The organism is Stackebrandtia sp., from assembly GCF_035643755.1.
Classification (GTDB): Bacteria; Actinomycetota; Actinomycetes; order Mycobacteriales; family Micromonosporaceae; genus Stackebrandtia.
In genome coordinates this window covers 1-16,949 of the sequence record NZ_DASQPW010000050.1, presented here as the reverse complement: position 1 = coordinate 16,949, position 16,949 = coordinate 1, and the positions used below count along the sequence as shown (strand labels likewise).

17 protein-coding genes are annotated in these 16,949 nt (G+C 69.4%); 9 read left to right on the top strand and 8 right to left on the bottom strand.

Features of this window, described 5'->3' with window-relative positions; translation table 11 throughout:
• Window positions 1–227: 227 nt before the first annotated feature.
• The 4 genes from efeB to VE172_RS03645 form a co-directional block, all read right to left on the bottom strand.
• Window positions 228–1,487: an iron uptake transporter deferrochelatase/peroxidase subunit gene (gene efeB / locus VE172_RS03660; protein WP_324797316.1), complete on the bottom strand. Its 1,260-nt coding sequence runs from the start codon at window positions 1,485–1,487 to the stop codon at window positions 228–230.
• Window positions 1,488–1,501: 14 nt separating this feature from the next.
• Complete coding sequence (gene efeO, locus VE172_RS03655; protein ID WP_324797313.1) at window positions 1,502–2,635, bottom strand: iron uptake system protein EfeO; 1,134 nt, start codon at window positions 2,633–2,635, stop codon at window positions 1,502–1,504.
• Window positions 2,636–2,642: 7 nt separating this feature from the next.
• Window positions 2,643–3,521: an iron uptake transporter permease EfeU gene (gene efeU / locus VE172_RS03650; protein WP_324797310.1), complete on the bottom strand. Its 879-nt coding sequence runs from the start codon at window positions 3,519–3,521 to the stop codon at window positions 2,643–2,645.
• A 179-nt stretch (window positions 3,522–3,700) separates the two neighbouring features.
• The gene (locus VE172_RS03645; RefSeq protein WP_324797306.1) at window positions 3,701–3,931 is read right to left on the bottom strand and encodes a hypothetical protein; all 231 of its coding nucleotides are present in this window, start codon (window positions 3,929–3,931) and stop codon (window positions 3,701–3,703) included.
• Window positions 3,932–4,059: 128 nt separating this feature from the next.
• Here VE172_RS03645 and VE172_RS03640 point away from each other — a divergent pair, with 128 nt between their 5' ends.
• Both VE172_RS03640 and VE172_RS03635 read left to right on the top strand, forming a co-directional pair.
• Window positions 4,060–4,980, top strand: coding sequence for a LysR family transcriptional regulator (locus tag VE172_RS03640; RefSeq protein ID WP_324797303.1), 921 nt, complete (start codon window positions 4,060–4,062; stop codon window positions 4,978–4,980).
• 97 nt (window positions 4,981–5,077) lie between these two features.
• Window positions 5,078–5,998, top strand: a complete 921-nt coding sequence (locus VE172_RS03635; RefSeq protein WP_414715058.1) for a trypsin-like serine peptidase — start codon at window positions 5,078–5,080, stop codon at window positions 5,996–5,998.
• 46 nt (window positions 5,999–6,044) lie between these two features.
• On the opposite strand, the gene VE172_RS03630 is transcribed toward VE172_RS03635, so the two are convergent.
• Window positions 6,045–7,154 (bottom strand): DUF5667 domain-containing protein, encoded by a 1,110-nt coding sequence (locus VE172_RS03630; protein ID WP_324797351.1) that lies wholly within the window; start codon window positions 7,152–7,154, stop codon window positions 6,045–6,047.
• A gap of 163 nt (window positions 7,155–7,317) precedes the next feature.
• Window positions 7,318–8,142, bottom strand: a complete 825-nt coding sequence (locus tag VE172_RS03625) for an ECF subfamily RNA polymerase sigma factor, BldN family (protein ID WP_324797297.1) — start codon at window positions 8,140–8,142, stop codon at window positions 7,318–7,320.
• A gap of 279 nt (window positions 8,143–8,421) precedes the next feature.
• Here VE172_RS03625 and VE172_RS03620 point away from each other — a divergent pair, with 279 nt between their 5' ends.
• From VE172_RS03620 to hemB, 6 genes are all read left to right on the top strand, one after another.
• Complete coding sequence (locus VE172_RS03620) at window positions 8,422–8,661, top strand: glutaredoxin family protein (protein WP_324797294.1); 240 nt, start codon at window positions 8,422–8,424, stop codon at window positions 8,659–8,661.
• Window positions 8,662–8,688: 27 nt separating this feature from the next.
• Complete coding sequence (locus VE172_RS03615; protein ID WP_349258241.1) at window positions 8,689–9,327, top strand: HAD family hydrolase; 639 nt, start codon at window positions 8,689–8,691, stop codon at window positions 9,325–9,327.
• A 191-nt stretch (window positions 9,328–9,518) separates the two neighbouring features.
• A complete protein-coding gene (locus VE172_RS03610; RefSeq protein ID WP_324797289.1) occupies window positions 9,519–10,217 on the top strand; it encodes a redox-sensing transcriptional repressor Rex in 699 nt (232 codons plus the stop codon).
• A complete protein-coding gene (locus tag VE172_RS03605; protein WP_324797286.1) occupies window positions 10,214–11,530 on the top strand; it encodes a glutamyl-tRNA reductase in 1,317 nt (438 codons plus the stop codon). Before VE172_RS03610 ends, VE172_RS03605 begins: the two co-directional genes overlap by 4 nt.
• Before the next feature lie 143 nt (window positions 11,531–11,673).
• Entirely contained in the window at window positions 11,674–13,257 is a 1,584-nt protein-coding gene (locus VE172_RS03600; protein WP_324797283.1) for a uroporphyrinogen-III synthase, read from the top strand.
• A complete protein-coding gene (hemB, locus tag VE172_RS03595) occupies window positions 13,254–14,249 on the top strand; it encodes a porphobilinogen synthase (RefSeq protein WP_324797279.1) in 996 nt (331 codons plus the stop codon). Before VE172_RS03600 ends, hemB begins: the two co-directional genes overlap by 4 nt.
• Before the next feature lie 106 nt (window positions 14,250–14,355).
• On the opposite strand, the gene VE172_RS03590 is transcribed toward hemB, so the two are convergent.
• Entirely contained in the window at window positions 14,356–14,895 is a 540-nt protein-coding gene (locus tag VE172_RS03590; protein WP_324797277.1) for a hypothetical protein, read from the bottom strand.
• Window positions 14,896–14,980: 85 nt separating this feature from the next.
• Between VE172_RS03590 and VE172_RS03585 the strand changes: the two genes are divergently transcribed.
• Entirely contained in the window at window positions 14,981–16,333 is a 1,353-nt protein-coding gene (locus VE172_RS03585) for an FAD-binding oxidoreductase (RefSeq protein ID WP_324797274.1), read from the top strand.
• Here VE172_RS03585 and VE172_RS03580 read toward each other — a convergent pair.
• On the bottom strand, window positions 16,311–16,820 hold the full coding sequence (locus VE172_RS03580; RefSeq protein WP_324797271.1) for a P-loop NTPase family protein: 510 nt from the start codon (window positions 16,818–16,820) through the stop codon (window positions 16,311–16,313). The two genes, VE172_RS03585 and VE172_RS03580, sit on opposite strands and share 23 nt — an antisense overlap.
• Window positions 16,821–16,949 lie beyond the last annotated feature (129 nt).

The following is a 16,949-nucleotide window of genomic DNA, read 5'->3' as shown; positions in this document are numbered from 1 at the left end:
TCTGGGGGTTCACCGTGGTGGGCCGTTGAGCGGGTGCCGCCGGGGACGATCGGGTTCGTCGCTGAGCCGGGGTGCGACGACGCGGGGATCGTCTCGAAAGCGCCGCATGCTCGCCTGCCTTAACGATGGTTAACGGGTATGCAGGCGAGCCTAATGAGGTACCGGGTGCTTGTGAACCGGTTCAGCTGGCCGGTTCTCGGCATTGGCGCGTATCGGACACCTCACCGTTACCGCGCGAAGAGGGCGCGCCCCCAGTAGTCCTTGCCGTCGTCGGCGACGCCGGGCGGGCAGGCGAAGATGCCGCTGGAGGTGTGCCTGATGTACTCGTTCAGTCCGTCCGAGGTGGACAGCGAGTCCTGCACCGAGATGAACGCCTTCTCGGGATCGCGCTGGTAGGCGATGAAGAACAGCCCGCAGTCCAGGCGCCCCAGGTTGTCCGAGCCGTCCACGTAGGAGTAGCCGCGGCGCAGCATCCGCACGCCCTTGTGCCGCGACGGGTGGGCCAGGCGGACGTGGGAGTTCGCGGCGATCGCGGGCTGGCCGGAGGAGTCCTTGGCCGTGAAGTCGGGGGCGTCGAACTCCTTGGTGCCGGTCAGCGGCGCGCCCTCGGACTTGTCGCGGCCGAAGATCTGCTCCTGCTCCGACAGCATGGTGCGGTCCCAGGGCTCGATCATCATGCGGATCTTTCGAGTCACCACATAGGACCCGCCGATGAGCCAGCCGGGCCCGTCGCCGTCGGCGATCCACAGGTATTTCTTCACGTCCCCGGAGTCCTCGGACTTCAGGTTGTGGGTGCCGTCCTTGAACCCCAACAGATTGCGGGGCGTGGTCTGGCTGGCCGAGGTGGACGCGGTGCGCCCGAAACCAAGCTGCGACCAGCGCATGCTGACCTTGCCGAAGCCGATGCGCGCCAGGTTGCGCACGGCGTGCACCGCCACCTGCGGGTCGTTGGCGCACGCCTGCACGCACAGGTCACCGTGCGAAATGGACTCGTCGATGTCGTCGCCGGCGAAGCCCGGCAGGTCCTCCAGCAGCTTCGGGCGGTGCTTGGCGATGCCGAAGCGGTCGGCGCCGTGCTTGTCGCGAAACAGCGAGGGGCCGAAGCCGACGGTCACGGTCAGGCCCGAGGCCGGCAGCCCCTGGGCCTCGCCGGTGTCGTCCGGCGGCAGGTCGACGTTGGCGCTGACGGCTCCGCCGGGTCCGGCGTAGTCGCCCGAGCACATCCGGCTCGCCGCCTTCGTCCACTGCTTCAACAGGTCGATGAGCTCATCGCGGCTGTCGGTGGTGACGTCGAAGGCGGCGAAGTGCAGCCGGTCCTGCGCGGGCGTGGTGATGCCCGCCTGGTGCTCGCCGTGGAACCCCACGGGCTTGGCCGCGTCGTGGTCGTGGGCCTCGGCGGGGCTGGCCATGGTGGCCCCGGCCGCGAAGCCCGCGCCCGCGGCGGCGGCACCGGCCGCCCCGAGCGCGAAGACCTGGCGTCGCTCCATCGTCAACTACTCCCCTACTTGCCCTTGGAAACCAACCCGGCGACCTTACTCACCGGTTCGCCCAGGGCGTTGATCGCGTCGGACAGCTTCTTCAGGTCGTCCTTCGACAGCTTGTCCCAGCCGCGGTAGCCGTCGCCCTCGGCGTACTTGGCGAGTTCCTTCTTGGCCTTGGAGAACAGGTCGTCCAGCTGCTTGCCCAGCTTGGGGTCCCGGTCGTCGATCACCGGGCGCAGCGCCGCGATGGCGGCCTGGGAGCCCTCGAGGTTGGCCGCGAAGTCCCACAGGTCGGTGTGCGAGTAGCGGTCCTCCTCGCCGGTGATCTTCATCGTGGCGACCTCGTCCAGCAGGCCCTTGGCGCCGTTGGCCAGGTCGAGCGGCGCGACCTTCTCGCTCTTGGCGCGCTTGGCGACCTCCTGGACGCCGTCGTTGAGCTGCTTGGCGTACTTGGCGGAGTCCGACAGGTCCTTCTTCTTCCACAGGTCGTACTCCAGCCTGTGGAAGCCGGTGAACTGCGGGTCCTTCTCGCGCTTGGGGTGGTCGTCGGCGCGGCCGTCCAGCTTCGGGTCGAGGTCGCCGAACTTCTCGGCCACCGGCTCGATGCGCTCCCAGTAGGTGCGCGCCACCGGGAACAGCTCCTTGGCCTTGTCGATCTTCTTGGCCTTGACGGCGTCGGTGAACTCCTTGGTCTTGGTCACCAGGGAGTCGGCCTGCTGGGAGACGTACTTCTCGTAGTCCTTCACGGCCTGCTTGACGTTGGCGTCGGCGTCGAGTTTCTCGGACTTGCCGGTGACGGTGAACTTTCCGCGGATGCCGTCGCCGACCATGCCGGGCTTGCAGGCGGTCTGGTACTTGCCCGCGGGCAGCTCGACGATGAGCTTGCGCGTCAGGCCGGGCGTGATGTTCTCCACCTCGCTCATCACCCGGTCGCCCTTGCCGTAGACGTAGAACTCGGTGACCTTGGTGCCCTTGTTGGACACCTTGAAGGTCACGGTTCCGGCCTTGGTCTTGGTCGCGGACACCTCACAGGAGTCGTCGGTCGCCTTCACCGCGATCGGGCCGCCGGAGGCGGTGTCGCCGGGCTTCTCGGTGCAGGCGGCCATCGCCAGGATGGCCAACGCCGCGGTACCGACGAGGACGGGCTTGCGCATTACTCTCCTATGAGGACTCAACGGCCGGGGCGCTCGCCTCGGACGCGGGGGTGGATTTCTCGGACGTCACGGCGGGCTTGGCCGCCTTGGGCTTGGCGGGCCACAGGAAGATCGTCAGCACCGGCACCAGGTAGACGGCCCAGGCGATGGTCTCCAGGACCGTCGGGGTCGGGGTGAGGTTGAACATCCCCTCCAGCAGCCGCCCGTACCAGGTGTTGATGTCGTACCAACCGCTGGCGTCGAAGGCGAAGTGGTTGAGGCCGCCCAGCACGTTGGCCTCCTGGGCGGCGTGCACGGCGTACTTGAAGATCCCCGCGGCGACCAGGATCAGCAGGATGCCGGTCCAGCGGAAGAACGTGCCGAGGTTGATGGACACGGCCCCGTAGTAGAGGCCGAAGCCGATGGCCACGGCCACCGCGACGCCGGCCAGCGCGGTGAGCATCGCGCCGGTGCCCCCGCCGGTGGCCTGGGCGGTGGAGTACAGCAGGACGGAGGTCTCGAGTCCTTCGCGCACCACGACGAGGAAGGCCATGACGACGACCGCGAGCGGGCCGACGTTGATGGCGTCCTCCAGCTTGGCGCGCAACTGTTTGCCGATCCGGCGGGCGGCGGTGCGCATCCAGAAGATCATGATGGTGACGAATACGACCGCGATCACGGAGGCGGCGGCCTCGAACGCCTCCTGCCCCTGCGGGGTGAGTTCCTGGGTGCCGTAGGTCTGGACGGCCCAGGCGCCGACCGACAGCGCCACGGCCACCGCGACCCCGCCCCACACGTGCCACAGGTAGCGCTTGCGTCCGCTCTTGACCAGGAATGCCACGAGGATGCTCACGACGAGCGTGACTTCGAGGCCCTCGCGCAGGCCGATGAGGAACGTCGCGAACATGTGTGCGCCTTTGGAAACGGGGTACGGATGTGTTGTGTCTTAGCCCAACCTAAGTCAGGTTAGCCATACCTTAGAACATGCCCGGTTTCCGGACAAGCACCCACCCCGCGCACCGCAACATTCCCCACACACAACGATGCCGCGTCGGCTACGGACGCGGCATCGGCTTGCTGGTAACGCTAGTGAGAAGGCAGCTCCGGCTGGCCATTGCTCAGTCCCGTCATGTCGGCGGTGGGCTTGCCCCGGGTGAGGACGCTCAGGTCGCCACCGCGCGGCTGCTGCCGCATTTGCAGTGATCCGCACGCACACCGCACCCAGGACAGCGTGGAGCTGTCGCGCGTGAGCCGGCGGGAGATGACCTGGTAAGCCTCCGCGTCGGGCCAGCCGCAGTGCGGGCACAGGGTTGTCATGGCACTTCCTTTCGGGAATGGAGAAGATCCGAACGCTAAGAACACGCCGGGGTACGCGACAAGGATGCACCCGATTACGCTAAAGGTCTAACATTTATTTTTGAACATGACTGTTAAGCTGAGGCTTCATGATTGACCTACGCCGACTCCACGTGTTGCGCGCGGTGTCCCACTACGGCACCGTTACCGCCGCCGCCAAGTCCCTGCACCTGTCCCCCTCGGCCGCCTCCCAACAGATCCGGCAGCTCGCCAAGGAGTTGGGCGTCACACTGCTGGAACCCCACGGACGTAACGTACGCCTCACTTCGGCGGCCCACGTTCTGCTGTCCCACGCCGACGCCATCGAGGCGCGGTGGCGCCGCGCCGAGACGGAGCTGCACGCCACCGGCACCGAGCCGGGCGGCGATCTCCGATTGTGCGGTTTTGCTACAGCAATTGCGACACTATTGGCCGCCACAGCTGAACTATTGCATGCCCGGTATCCGGCCATCGACGTGAGACTGCGCGAGGCGGAGGCGAGCACCTGTTTCGATCTGCTGTTCTCCGGGGACGCCGATCTGGCCGTTGTGGAGGCGAATTTCGAGTCGCCGCCGCTGGACGACATCCGCTTCGACCAGCAGCCGCTGTTCGACGACCCCTTCGACCTGGTGGTCTCGGCCGACCACCCGCTGGCCGACCGGGACGTGGTGCTGCTGACCGACACCGCCCGCGAGCCCTGGGTGCTGGGCCTGCCCGGCAGCACCTCGCGGCAACACGTGCTGGCGGCGTGCAGCAACGCCGGATTCACCCCGTCCATCCAGCACCAGGCCAGCGAGTGGTCGGTGGTGGCGAACCTGGTGGCGCACAACCTGGGCATCGCCCTGGTCCCCCGGCTGGCCGAGCTGCCGCCCCACCTGGCGCTGTCGCGCATCCCGATCGCCGGGCCCCACACCCCGTACCGGCACTTCCTGAGCTGCACCCGGCGGGGCAGCCGCGAGCACCCGACCATCGCCGCGGCCCTGGCCGCCATCGACGAGATCCGTGCCAGCTCCCAGGAATCGACTCATTGATTAATCGACACTTATCACGATAGATTCGGGCATGTCGCCGCCGCTAGCGGCGCGTCCGGCATTACTGTCGGGCAAACAACTGAAATGAGGTCCCCATATGCGGCTAACCACTGACGCGGATCGCCCGACGTCACGCAGGCGCACCATCCGTCGATTGAGCGCGATCTCGGCACTCGCGTTCACGGCGGCGGTGGCCCTGACGGCGACGGCTGCCTCGGCATCCGCGGCCACCACCGACCACGGCTCCATCACCTACTCCCACAGCGCGCACCACCACACCAAGGCCACGCCGAGCTTCGCCGGAACCGTCGCCCTGAGCAACTGTTCCGGGTCGCTGGTGGCGATGCCGAACTCGAAGGACTCCGACCCCGCGCTGGTCATGTCCAACGGGCACTGCCTGGAGGACGGGATGCCCGGTCCCGGCGAGGTGATCACCGACAAGCCGTCCGACCGCACCTTCGATCTGCTCAACGACTCCGGCGACAGCGCCGGAACCCTGACGGCCAGCAAGATCGCCTACGCCACCATGACCGACACCGACGTGTCGATCTACCAGCTCACCCAGACCTACGCCGAGATCAAGGACAAGTACTCGATCGACGCGCTGAAGGTCTCGGCCGACCACCCGACCCAGGGCGCGGCCATCACGGTGGTGTCGGGGTACTGGAAGGAGAAGTACTCCTGCAGCATCGACGGTTTCGTGCACGAGCTGCACGAGGCGGACTGGGTCTGGAAGGACTCGGTGCGCTACACCCCCGAGTGCGAGACCAAGGGCGGCACCTCGGGTTCCCCGGTGATCAGCGACGACTCGGGGCAGCTGGTGGCGATCAACAACACCGGCAACGAGGACGGCGAGCAGTGCACGCTGAACAACCCGTGTGAGGTGGACGAGAACGGCAACACCACCGTCCACAAGGGCACGAACTACGCGGAGGAGACCTACATCATCCCCGCGTGCGTGGACGCCGGAAACGTCGTCAACACCGACCTGCCCGGCTGCACGCTCCCGAAGCCGTAGCCGATAAGGAAGTCAGGGCCGTCCCCTCGTGGGGCGGCCCTTTCGCTCACCCACCAAAGATCTTGTTGAGGGTGTCGCCGATGTCGCTGAGCAGGCCGCCCTCGTCTCCCTTGCTGGACGACGGCGTGTCGCTCGGGGCGGAGGCACCGGGCGTGTCGCTCGGGGTGTCGCCGGGCGCGGGCGTGGCCTTCGAGCCCGACGGGGCGGGCGACGGCGTGTCTCGGCCGGACTCGGTGCCGCCCGAGGCGTGCGAGCCGCCCGCGGCGGCGCCGGCGCCGCCGGAGGAGGGCGCGGGGCAGTCGCCGGGCAGCGGGCCCAGCTCGTCGCCGTCCATGTCGGACTTCGCCTTGCACAGAATCGCGCCGCGCAACTCCTCGGTGCGCGTGGCGGCCGAGCTGAGCAGGGTCAGCGAATCGTTGACGTAGCTCTTGGACGCCTGCGGCACCCGCGACAGCAGGTGATTGACGCCGGGCGACTGGTGGTCCAGGAAGTCGTCGACCGTGTCGAGCACGTGGGCGTCGGAGCGCTGGGCGGCCGTGATCGTCATGGCCTTCATGCCCTCGAGGAACTGGGTGTCCATGTCGGACAGCGCCGATTCCAGGGCGGCGGGGTCGTCGACGACCTGCTTGGCCTCGGTGAGCCGGGTGCGGGCGAACTCGAAGTACAGCTGGGCGCGGTTCACCTCGGAGCCCGCCAGCGCCAGCTGCGCGCGCTCGGTGGAGCGCTTCACCGGGTACAGGGTGTCGCCGGGGACGGCGTCGCCGCTAGCGGTCGACACGCCGGACATGCCGAGCACGCCGGCCGCCAGGATGCCCGCCACGACCATGCGGCGGCGTCCGGCGGGCGGGCGGTGGCGACCCTCGGCCGGGTCCTCCTCGTCGTCGATCCGCTCGACGCCCACGCCCTGGGTGGCGGCGACGGCCAGCAGCCGTTGCCGCAGGTCGGCCTGGAAGCCCGGGTCGGGCGCCGCGTCGGGGTGGGCGGCGACGGCGGTCCTGTCGAGGGCGCGACCCAGCTCCACCATGGACGAGAGATCCTCGTCGACGGTGGATCGTTTGTGGCTGCGCGGACCGATCTCGCGTGAATGCTGGCGCGCTGCTTCGAGAAGTTCGGAAAATCGTTCCGCCCGGCGCTTCTCGATCGGATTGCCGATCATGTCGTGCACCCCCTCTCCTCGCGCGGTGCCGACTGTTGCAACCCTTCCAACGCTTGGACGTGGGCAGAGGTTACGGTCTTGCCGCCAGTCGGGCCGATATTTACGCGCAAGAATGTCTTGAACGCACCCGAAAACGCCAGATTCTGTCGCAAATACGACAGGGTCATCGGGAGAATCCCTCGGGCAGCAGTCGCGCGAGGGTGCGCACCGCCCGATATTGCAGCGCCTTGATGGCGCCCTCGTTCTTGCGCATGGCGCGGGCGGTCTCGGCGACCGAATACCCCTGGAGGAAGCGCAACACGATGCACTCCTGCTGGTCGGGGTTGAGTTCCCGCACGGCGCGCAGCAGCGTCGCGTTGGTCAGCTTGTCGCAGACGGTCGCCTCGGGATTGCCCTCGGGCGCGCGCTCCTCGCGGTCGATGTCGAGCACCTCGGCGGTGGACATCTCCAGCCGGTAGCGCCCCGACTTGAAGTGGTCGGCCACCAGGTTGCGCGCGATGGTCACCAACCAGGCGCCGAAGTCGCGCCCCTGCCAGGTGAACGTGGCGATGCGGCGCAGCGCCCGCAGGAACGTCTCGGACGTGAGGTCCTCGGCGACCTGCTTGTTGCCGACCCTGAAATAGATGTAGCGGTAGACGGTCTCGTTGTACCGGTCGTAGATGCGACCGAAGGCCTCGACGTCGCCGGCTTGGGCGCGGGCGACCAGCTGCCGGACCTCCGGGGTTCCCGCCTCGTTACCGCAGCCATCCGCGGTCGACGGGCCGCGGGACGGCCCGCCCTGTGTGACGGCCGGGCTTTCGGCGGCCGTCTCCGCCGTGGCGTCCTTGGTGGACGCCTCGGACTTCGAAGTGTCGACTCTGGTCGGAGACAGGTCGACGGTCAGCATCTCGCGCAGGCTCGATAGCCCGCCCCGCAACGCGTCTCTTGCGGCGCGCATCTGCGGCGTGACGGTTCCTGCTGCGGTGACCACCGGTACGGTACCGGGCACTTAGGGCCTCCTCGGGTGAGGGGTTGTCGGTTCCCAAGGTCTTCGGGGGCAACCGACCCGGATGATGATAAGGGCCAAACCACCGAAACGTGTGGACTTGATTACTCGGTCCGAAGATTGTGTCTCCAACAGGGGACGCTCCAAACGGACCGGCTGTGCGACATGTCCGTTACAGTCACTCCAAAGAGATCGCCGATTCGGTTGCCGATCGGCGCACGAACCGCTGACCTCCTTGATACGTAAGCAGGTCAGGGCCGTTTTCCCCGGAATCGAGGTTTCATGCCCCGGCTGCGATTGCTCACCACGAAGCACTGTCATCTGTGCGCCGACGCCCGCGCCGCGATGGCCCGCGTGGCGCAACACGCCGGGGTGGCCTGGGACGAAACAGATGTCGCCGACGACGAGCACCTGGCCCGCGAGTACGGCGACCGGCTTCCGGTGGTGCTGTTGGACGGCGTCGAACACGGCTACTGGACGGTGGACGAAAAACGGCTGCTGCGCGATCTTGGCGTTGTCTGAGCCCGCCCGTACCCTCGTGGCATGTCGATGTCGAAACACCTGGTGTGGGACTGGAACGGGACGCTGCTCGACGACTTCTCGGTGATCGTCGAGGCCACCAACGTCGCGATGCGCACAGTGGACGGCGAGATCCTTCAACCCGACGTCCACCGCCGCCGTTTCCGCCGCCCGATCATCGACTTCTACAGCGAGCTGGTGGGGCGCCCGCTGAGCGCCGACGAGTTCTCCCTGCTGGACAAGGCGTTTCACGACCACTACCACTCGCTGATGCGCTCCTGCCCGCTCACCGCCGACGCCCGCGACGCGATCGCCACCTGGGGCGGCACCCAGTCGTTGTTGTCCATGTGGTTTCACAGCGAGCTGGTTCCGCTGGTGCAGGAGCACGGGCTGACCGAGTCCTTCTCCCGGATCGACGGGCTGCGGGTGCGCGACGAGAGCGACTCCAAGTACTCCTATCTGGTGGCGCACCTGGCCGCCCTGGGCGTCGAGCCGGGCGACGCCGTCATGATCGGCGACTCGGTGGACGACTTCGTGGCCGCCGACCGGGCGGGCGCGTCCATTGTGTTGTACGGGCGCGGTTTCAGCGACCCGCGGAACCTGCGCGCCACCGGGGCGCCGGTGGCCGATTCGCTCGCCGAGGCGGTGCGGATCGCCCGGGCGGGGTGACGTGTACTACATCTTGTCGAAGATCCTTTGGTGAAACCCCTCCCCAGGGCATTGGCGCTGCACACACCCCCGCGTAGCCGATTTGTGCGAACCTTCACAAGCCTCTAGGCTGTATCGCGCGCGTACCGTACGCGCTCCATCTGTGGGTGGCGTTGGCCCCCCGCGCCCAAGGTTCTCGAAAGGCACGTCAAGTGCGGAGCGGCGACAACCGTGCCACCCGAACGGCCCCGGCGGCCGACCCCCGGGACATCCCGGACGCCACCGTCGCGCGCCTGCCGGAGTACCTGCACGCGCTGCACACCCTCGGCGAGGGCGGTCACCGCACCGTGTCCAGCGAGGCGCTGGCCGCGGCGGCCGGGGTGAACTCGGCGAAGCTGCGCAAGGACCTGTCCCAGCTGGGCTCCTACGGCATCCGCGGCGTCGGCTACGACGTGGAGGTGTTGCGCCAGCAGATATCCGACGTGCTGGGCTTGGCCCGGCACCACTCGGTGGCGCTGGTGGGCGTGGGTCACCTGGGCCAGGCGCTGGCCGGTTACGCCGGATTCGCCAACCGGGGCTTCGCGATCGCGGCGCTGTTCGACGTCGCCGACGAGACCGTCGGCACGGAGCTCGGCGGCCTGCGGGTGCGGCACCTGGACGAACTTCCCATCGTGGTGACGGCCGAGCGGATCTCGATCGCCGTCATCGCCACCCCGCCCGTCGCGGCCCAGACCGTGGCGGACTCGCTGGTCAAGGCCGGGGTGACCAGCATCCTCAACTTCGCACCCCGTGTCCTGGACGTTCCTGACAATGTGGACGTTCGGAAGGTGGATCTCGCCGTGGAACTGCAAATCCTGTCCTTTCACGAACACCGCAAGTCCCGCGGTGCCGACCCGAGGGAGGCGGCATGAACCTGCTGGTGGTCGGGGCCTCGCACCGCACCGCCCCGGTCGACGTGCTGGAGCGGCTGGCGGTCGGCACCTCCGACATCCCCGCCGTGACCAAGCGGCTGCTGGCGCAGCCGTACATCGGCGAGACCGTGGTGCTGTCGACCTGCAACCGCGTCGAGGTGTACGCCGCCGTCACCGGATTCCACGGAGGACTGGCGACGATCGCGGGCCAGCTGGCGGAGTGCGCGGGCATGGCGCTGGACGAGTTGTCGGGGCACCTGTACGTGCGGCACGAGTCGCAGGCGGTGCGGCACGCCTTCTCCGTGGCCTCGGGCCTGGATTCGTTGGTGGCCGGGGAGTCCCAGATCCTCGGCCAGCTGCGCACCGCCTACGACGCCGCCCGCGAGCTGGGTTCGGCGTCCCGCCTGCTGCACGAGCTGCTGCAGCAGGCGCTGCGCGTCGGCAAGCGGGTGCACTCCGAGGCCCACGTGGACGACGCCGCGCCGAGCGTGGTGAGCGCCGCGCTCGACCTGGGCGAGCGCCTGCGGGGGCGGGACTTCGCGGGCGCGCGGGTGCTGATCGTGGGCGCGGGCGCCATGGGCGCGCTGTCGACCGCGACGGTGCGGCGGCGCGGCGGCGACTGCGTGATCGCCAACCGCGACACCGCGCGGGCGCATCGGCTGGCCGCGCGGCACGACGCCGAGGTGGTGGAGTGGGACGCGATCGGCTCGGTCGTCGGCGGGGTGGACGCGATCGTCACCGCCACCGGGGCGAGCCGCCCGGTGATCGACGCCGCGCTGCTGGAGAACCGGCCGCAGGAGCTCCTGATCTGCGACCTGGCGGTGCCGCGCGACGTGGCCCCCGAAGTCGGGAGTCTGCCGGGCGTATCCCTGGTCGACATTGAGACGTTGAAGAAGCGGGGCGACACCACCCGCGGCGACCAGTACCTGGCGCTGGCCGAGGCGATCCTCGTCGAGGAGGTCGAGACCTTCGCGGGCGAGGCGCGGGCCGCCGGCGTCGCGCCGACGGTCGCGGCCCTGCGCACCCGCGCCGAGGAGGTGGTGGACGCCGAGCTTTCGCGGCTGCGGCGCCGCACCCCCGACCTGTCGGACGACCAGCGGGCCGAGGTGGCGCACACGCTGCACCGGGTGGTGAACCGTCTGCTGCATCAGCCGACCGTGCGCGTGCGGCAGATGGCGGCGGAGCCCGGCGGGGAGGACTACGCGCGGGTCCTGCGCGAGCTGTTCGCGTTGGACGCGCCCGAATTGTCGTCCTTCAACGGCGCCGCCGAGGCGCTGCGGATCTCCCCGGGGGAGACGGGCGCTCGGGACTGAAGACCACATAGGACTTGAATATGACATTTCTGCCGAGGTTCGGTAACCTCGAGCACCGCTGCGCCCCGGGCGGGGGCAATTGGGGCATCTCGTCGCCGGGATGCCATATCGAAAGTTATTGACGTATCAATGGAGCGATTTGCATGAACAGTGTCCACAACATTGCTGGCCGAGTACGCTTCGTCGGCTCCGGCCCGGGCGACCCCGGCCTGCTGACGAAGCGGGCACTCGACGCCATCGCCGCCGCCGACCTCGTGGTGTACGACACCAACGTCGGCCACGCCATGCTGGAGGCCGCGCAGCAGCACGCCGCCGACAGCGCGGTCTTCACGGCCAACGACACCACGTCGAGCGAGCTGGTCAAGGACCTGATCGCCGCCGCGCGCGAGGGGCGCCAGGTGGTGCGGCTGATCGCGGGCGAGCCGTACCCGAACACCACGGTGGAGTCGGAGTTCTCCACGATCGGCGACACCGAGGTCTTCTGCGAGGTGATCCCCGCGGTGAGCTACGCCTCGGCGGTGTCGGGCTACGCGGGCATGCCCCCGGGCACCCTGCGCACCCTCATCGAGGTGGACGACCCGTCCCGGCTGGAGCCCGCCGCGCTGGCGCAGGCCGTGGCCCGCGGCACCCTGGTGCTCACCTCCGACGTGACGTTCCTGGCGGGGCTGCGCGACGCGCTGCTGACCTCGGGGATGGAGGCCACCACCTCGGTGGCGGTCACCGGTGACGTCACGGGCGAGACCCAGTTCACCACCCTGTCCACCATCGACACCTTCGTGGAGGCCGCTCTGGGCTTCGCGGGCCGCGTCGTGCTCACCCTGGGCGCGGGCGTCGGCGAGCGGATTCGCCTGGGCTGGTGGGAGAATCGGCCGCTCTACGGCTGGAAGGTGCTGATCCCCCGCACCAAGGAGCAGGCGGGCGAGATGAGCGACCTGCTGCGCTCCTACGGCGCGATCCCCTGCGAGGTACCGACCATCGCCGTGGAGCCGCCGCGCACCCCCGCCCAGATGGAGCGGGCCATCAAGGGTCTGGTGGACGGCCGCTACGCGTGGATCGTGTTCACCTCCGCCAACGCGGTCAAGGCGATCTGGGAGAAGTTCGCCGAGCACGGCCTGGACGCCCGCGCCTTCGGCGGCATCAAGATCGCCTGCGTGGGCAACGCCACCGCCGACAAGGTGCGCTCCTTCGGCATCGAACCCGAGCTGCTGCCCGACACCCAGCAGTCGGGCGAGGGCCTGCTGGATGCCTTCCCGCCGCACGACGCGGTGCTCGACCCCGTGGGTCGGGTGCTGTTGCCGCGCGCGGACATCGCCACCGAGGCGCTGTCGGCGGGTCTGCAGGAGCGCGGCTGGGAGGTCGACGACGTCACCGCGTACCGCACGGTGCGCGCCTCGCCGCCGCCCGCCGAGATCCGCGACGCCATCAAGTCGGGCGGCTTCGACGCGGTGCTTTTCACCTCGTCGTCCACCGTCCGCAACCTGGTCGGCATCGCGGGCAAGCCGCACGCCCGCACCGTGGTGTCGGTGATCGGCCCGCACACCGCCGAGACCGCCACCGAGTTCGGTCTGCGGGTGGACGCCCAGCCCGACCACGCCAACGTCCCGTCCCTTGTGGAAGCGCTGGCGGGTTACGCCGTCGACCTTCGCAAGCGGATGTCCGAGGCCCCCGTCAAACAGCGCCGCGGGGCCAAGGTTCAGGGCCCCACCGCGCTACGGTTTCGGTCATGACGGGATTCGTTTCTCCCTCGGAGTTTCCGACCGTTCGCCCGCGTCGGCTGCGCGCCAACCAGGGGATTCGTCGCCTGGTGTCCGAGACCCACGTGCATCCCAGCCAGCTGGTGCTGCCGCTGTTCGTCCGTGAGGGGCTCGACGCCCCGCGTCCGATCGAGTCGATGCCCGGTGTCGTGCAACACACCCGCGACTCGCTGCGCAAGGCGGTGGCCTCGGCGGCGCATTCGGGCATCGGCGGGGTGATGCTGTACGGCATCCCCTCCGCGCGCGACGCGATCGGCTCGGCGGCCCACGACCCGGGCGGCATCCTCAACGTCGCGATCGCCGACACGATCAGCGAGGTCGGCGACGCCCTGGTGGTGATCCCCGACCTGTGCCTCGACGAGTTCACCGACCACGGCCACTGTGGAGTGCTCGCCGAGGACGGCACGGTCGACAACGACTCCACACTGGAGCGCTACGCCCACATGGCCCGCGCCCAGGCCGAGGCGGGCGCCCACTTCCTGGGCGCCTCCGGCATGATGGACGGCCAGATCGGGCGGGTCCGCGCCGAGCTGGACGCCGCGGGCTTCGCCGACACGGGCCTGCTCGCCTACGCGGCCAAGTACGCCTCGGCGGCCTTCGGCCCCTTCCGCAACGCGGTGGAATCCGCCCTCGAGGGCGACCGCCGCACCTACCAACAGGACCCGGGCAACGCCCGCGAGGCGCTGCGCGAGGTCGACCTGGACGTCGCCGAGGGCGCCGACATCGTGATGGTCAAGCCCGCGGGGCCCTACCTGGACATCGTCTCGGCGGTCGCGCGCCACGTGAACGTCCCCGTCGCGGCCTACCAGGTCTCGGGCGAATACTCCATGGTGGAGGCGGCCGCCGCCAACGGCTGGATCGACCGCGAACGCATGATCGCCGAGACCATCACGGGAATCCACCGCGCCGGCGCCAACATCATCGCCACCTACTGGGCCGAGGAAGCCGCCAGGCTGCTCGGCTGACGAGCCTGTCGTCGCTGTGTCCCTCGGCGGGGAACCATCCCCGACCGAGGGACACAGCCGACCGCCCGCCCCCGTCTGTCGCCCCGAGCCTTCGTGTCGTGGCCGTCTACATCGGCGTGGAGTCGCCGAGCAGCTTGACGATCTCCTTGAAGGACTTCGTCGGCATCTCCCCGCAGGTTCCCGTCGACACGTCGACCTTGTCGTCGCCGCCCGTGACCTTCAGGTTGTAGACGGGGATGTCGGAGCACGACTTGTCCGACTTCGGGGTCTTGCTGTCGGCGAGCTTGGAGTCGCTGGCCAGTTCGGCGAGCTTCTTCTGGTCGTCGGCCGACAGCTTGCCCGTCTTCGGCACCATCTTGTTCTTGGAGTAGGACCATTTGCCGTTGGCCTTGATGTCCAGGCGCAGGTGCATGCCGGGGTAGCCGCCGTTTTTGGTGAGAGTGACCGTCAGGTCCTTGGAGGGCGTGGAGTCGCCGCCCGAGTTGTCGTCGCCGCCCGACGACGAGGAGGAGGACGTCGAGTCGTCGCCCGAGCTGCCGCTGCCCGCGTCGTCCTTCGACTTGCAGGCAGTCATGGAGGCCACCGCGACCGCGCCGGTGAGCGCGATCGCCGCGATCTTGCTGAGGTGCTTGCCGGTATTTGTCATGTCGATACGACGCAGCGGCGACCGCGAGTGGTTCCCCACAGCCAGCAAGTGATTTATTCACCGCTGTATATGGCACTATTCGGCCATGCTCGAACAACTCCGACAGGCCCTGGGCAGCGGCGCCGTGGTCACCGATCCCGACGTGCTGTCCGCCCACGCGCGCGACGAGGCGGGGCTGTGTGAGGCGGGGCGGCCCACGGTGCTGGTGCGCCCCGCCGATACCGCCGGGGTGAGCGCCGCGGTGCGGATCGCCGCCGAGCACGGCGTGCCGATCGTGCCGCAGGGCGCCCGCACCGGGCTGTCGGGCGCCGCCAACGCCGTGGACGGGTGCATGCTGCTGTCGACGGCGGCCCTGAACCGTGTCATCGAGATCGACCCCGTGAACCGCTTCGCCGTGGTGCAGCCCGGCGTGGTCAACGCCGACATCTCGCGGGCCAGCGCCGAGCACGGCCTGCGGTACGCCCCCGACCCCGGCTCCTTCGAGTCGTCCACGATCGGCGGCAACGTCGCCACCAACGCGGGCGGCATGTGCTGCGTCAAGTACGGCGTGACCAGCGAGTACGTCCTGGGGCTCGAGGTGGTGCTCGCCGACGGCGAGGTGCTGCGCTGCGGGCGCCGCACCGCCAAGGGCGTCGCCGGCTACGACCTGGCCCGCCTGTTCACCGGCAGCGAGGGCACCCTGGGCATCATCACCGAGATAACCGTTGGGCTGCAACCGATCCCGCGCGACGCCCTCACGCTGGCCGCGGTGTTCCCGTCCACGGCGGCGGCGGGACGGGCCGTCACGGCGATCACCGCCGCGGGCGTCGTGCCGAGCCTGATGGAGCTGCTGGACCAGGTGCACCTGCGCGCGATCGAGGACTACCGCCCGATGGGCCTGGACACCAAGGCCGCAGCCCTCCTGTTGGCGGCCAGCGACAGCGGCGTCCCCGCCGACCTGGACGAGATCGCCTCGCTGTGCGAGGAGGCGGGCGCCTCGGAGGTGTACCGCGCCACCGACGCGGCCGAGGCCGACGCGCTGCTGGCGGCCCGCCGCCTGGCGTATCCCGCCGTCGAGCAGCTCGGCACGGTGATCGTCGACGACTTCGCGATCCCCCGCACCCGCCTGGCCGACGCCCTGGACGGGGTGGCCGCCGCGTCGAAGCGCCACGGCGTCACCATCGGCGTGATCGCGCACGCGGGCGACGGCAACCTGCACCCCAACATCATCGTCGACCCCGACAATCCGTCCAGTGTGGCGGCGGGAAGGGCGGCCTTCGACGACATCATGCGGCTCGCCGCCGACCTGGGCGGCACCTGCACGGGCGAGCACGGCATCGGGCTGTTGAAGCGCGACTGGCTGGCCGCCGAGGCGGGCGAGGTGGGGCTGCGGGTGCAGCGCGCCATCAAGGACGCGCTCGATCCACAGGGGATTCTCAACCCCGGGAAGGTGTTGTAGGCAACGCCTCCACGAACCGCCGCACCTGACGCGGCGTCCGCAGCCGCACGACGTTCGGGTGGGCGGACAGCGCGTCGAGCACCCGCACCCGGTGGTCCCTGGGAAAGCGCCACAGATAGACGAGGTGCTGTAGGTCGATCCTCTCGGGGCACCCGGGAATGTCGTGGACGCGATTGCCGCGCAACCGCCGCTTCAGCACCCGCCACACGCAGCGCGCCCGCGAGGTGTCCACGAACACCACGAGGTCGGCGCGCGGCAGCCTCCACTCCATGGTGGACACGTAGTTCCCGTCGTGGATCCACTCGTCCTCGGCCACCAGCGCGGCCAGCGTGCGCTCCCACTCCCCGGGCGGCGATGCCCTCCAGCCAGGACGCCAGAAGTGCCGATCGAGGTGCACGGCGGGCAGCCCGTACGCCTCCCCCAGTGCCCGGGTGATCGTGGACTTTCCCGCCCCCGAGCACCCGACGACCATGACGCGGTGGATCACCGCGGCGCCTCGGCCGCGCGCCGCCTGCGGCGGGCCACGACCGCGCCCACGAACGCGGCGCCGACCATCACCACGGCGGCCAGCACCAAGCACACGGCGTGGGCGCCGCGTCCGCCGCCGTCGGCCAGC